Source organism: Sediminibacterium sp. FW305-C-61, from assembly GCF_058231065.1.
On sequence record NZ_JBIQXR010000013.1, the window covers coordinates 1 to 2,846 of the forward strand.

The window sequence follows — 2,846 nt, forward strand, 5'->3', positions numbered from 1 at the left end:
AGTGCTACTTTAAATGATGGTACGCAGGGTACAATCACGAACCTGGCAAATATCCAGAACATTACTGCTACTGGTAATATTACATCTAATACGATCAGTGCTACAACAGCTAATATCACTAACCTGACAGGTTTAACTAATTTAAGTGCAACAGGAACGATTGAAGCGGGAACTGTAAGTGCAACCAATGCAACGATCAGTAACTTAAGTGGTTTAACAAACTTAAGTGTAACGGGCACCGCACAGATCGGAACTGTAAGTGCTACCAATGTAAATGGTGGTAACGGTACATTTGATAATATCACTGTAACGGGTAATATCGTAGGCGGTACGATCAGTGCAACCTTAAACGATGGTACGCAGGGTACAATCACTAACCTGGCTAATATCCAGAACATTACTGCTACTGGTAATATTACATCTAATACAATCAGTGCTACAACAGCTAATATCACTAACCTGACCGGCTTAAGTAATTTAAGTGCAACAGGAACAATTGAAGCTGGAACTGTAAGTGCAACGAATGCAACGATCAGTAACTTAACTGGTTTAACTAACTTAAGTGTAACTGGCACTGCTCAGATCGGAACTGTAAGTGCTACCAATGTAAATGGTGGTAATGGTACATTTGATAATATCACTGTAACTGGTAATATCGTAGGCGGTACGATCAGTGCTACTTTAAATGATGGTACACAGGGTACAATCACTAACCTGGCTAATATCCAGAACATCACTGCTACTGGTAATATCACTTCTAATACAATCAGTGCTACCACTGCTAATATCACTAATCTGACAGGCTTAACTAATTTAAGTGCGACCGGAACGATTGAAGCTGGAACAGTAAGTGCAACCAATGCAACGATCAGTAACTTAACTGGTTTAACTAACTTAAGTGTAACCGGCACTGCTCAGATCGGAACTGTAAGTGCTACCAATGTAAATGGTGGCTCAGGCACATTTGACAATATCACTGTAACAGGTAATATCGTAGGTGGCACGATCAGTGCTACTTTAAATGATGGTACCCAGGGTACAATCACTAATCTGGCAAATATCCAGAACATCACCGCTACTGGTAATATCACTTCTAATACAATCAGTACTACAACAGCTAATATCACTAACCTGACAGGTTTAACTAATTTAAGTGCTACAGGAACGATTGAAGCTGGAACAGTAAGTGCAACGAATGCAAATATTTCAAACTTAAGTGGCTTAACTAACTTAAGTGTAACCGGTACTGCTCAGATCGGAACTGTAAGTGCGACCAATGTAAATGGTGGCTCAGGTACATTTGACAATATCACTGTAACGGGTAATATCGTAGGCGGCACGATTAGTGCTACTTTAAATGATGGTACACAAGGTACAATCACTAATCTGGCAAATATCCAGAACATCACTGCTACTGGTAATATCACTTCTAATACGATCAGTGCTACAACAGCTAATATCACTAACCTGACAGGTTTAACTAATTTAAGTGCGACTGGTACGATTGAAGCTGGAACAGTGAGTGCGACGAATGCAACGATCAGTAACTTAACTGGTTTAACTAACTTAAGTGTAACGGGCACTGCTCAGATCGGAACTGTAAGTGCTACCAATGTAAATGGTGGCTCAGGCACATTTGACAATATCACTGTAACAGGTACTATCGTAGGTGGTACGATCAGTGCTACCTTAAATGATGGTACACAAGGTACGATCACTAATCTGGCAAATATCCAGAACATCACTGCTACTGGTAATATTACATCTAATACGATTAGTGCTACAACAGCTAATATCACTAACCTAACAGGTTTAACTAATTTAAGTGCAACAGGAACGATTGAAGCGGGAACTGTAAGTGCAACAAATGCAACGATCAGTAACTTAAGTGGTTTAACAAACTTAAGTGTAACTGGCACCGCGCAGATCGGAACTGTAAGTGCGACTAATGTAAATGGTGGCTCAGGCACATTTGACAACATCACTGTAACAGGTAACATTGTAGGTGGTACGATCAGTGCTACTTTAAATGATGGTACGCAGGGTACAATCACGAACCTGGCAAATATCCAGAACATCACTGCTACTGGTAATATTACATCTAATACGATTAGTGCTACAACAGCTAATATCACTAACCTAACAGGTTTAACTAATTTAAGTGCAACAGGAACGATTGAAGCGGGAACTGTAAGTGCAACAAATGCAACGATCAGTAACTTAAGTGGTTTAACAAACTTAAGTGTAACTGGCACCGCGCAGATCGGAACTGTAAGTGCGACTAATGTAAATGGTGGCTCAGGCACATTTGACAACATCACTGTAACAGGTAACATTGTAGGTGGTACTATCAGTGCTACTTTAAATGATGGTACACAAGGTACAATCACGAACCTGGCAAATATCCAGAACATCACTGCTACTGGTAATATCACTTCTAACACAATCAGTGCTACCACTGCTAATATCACTAATCTGACAGGCTTAACTAATTTAAGTGCGACCGGAACAATTGAAGCTGGAACAGTAAGTGCAACCAATGCAACGATCAGTAACCTGACTGGTCTTACTAATTTAAGTGTAACTGGTACTGCACAGATCGGTACTGTAAGTGCTACCAATGTAAATGGTGGTAATGGTACATTTGACAATATCACTGTAACGGGTAATATCGTAGGTGGTACGATCAGTGCTACTTTAAATGATGGTACACAAGGTACAATCACTAATCTGGCAAATATCCAGAACATCACCGCTACGGGTAATATCACTTCTAATACGATCAGTGCTACAACAGCTAATATCACTAACCTGACCGGTTTAACTAATTTAAGTGCGACTGGAAC

The 2,846-nt window shown here is 40.1% G+C and carries 1 protein-coding gene; it reads left to right on the top strand.

Annotated elements, in window-relative coordinates; genetic code table 11:
• Positions 1 to 2,846: beta strand repeat-containing protein (locus ACH30E_RS16865; RefSeq protein ID WP_490847361.1), on the top strand; the 2,846-nt coding region annotated here is incomplete at both ends.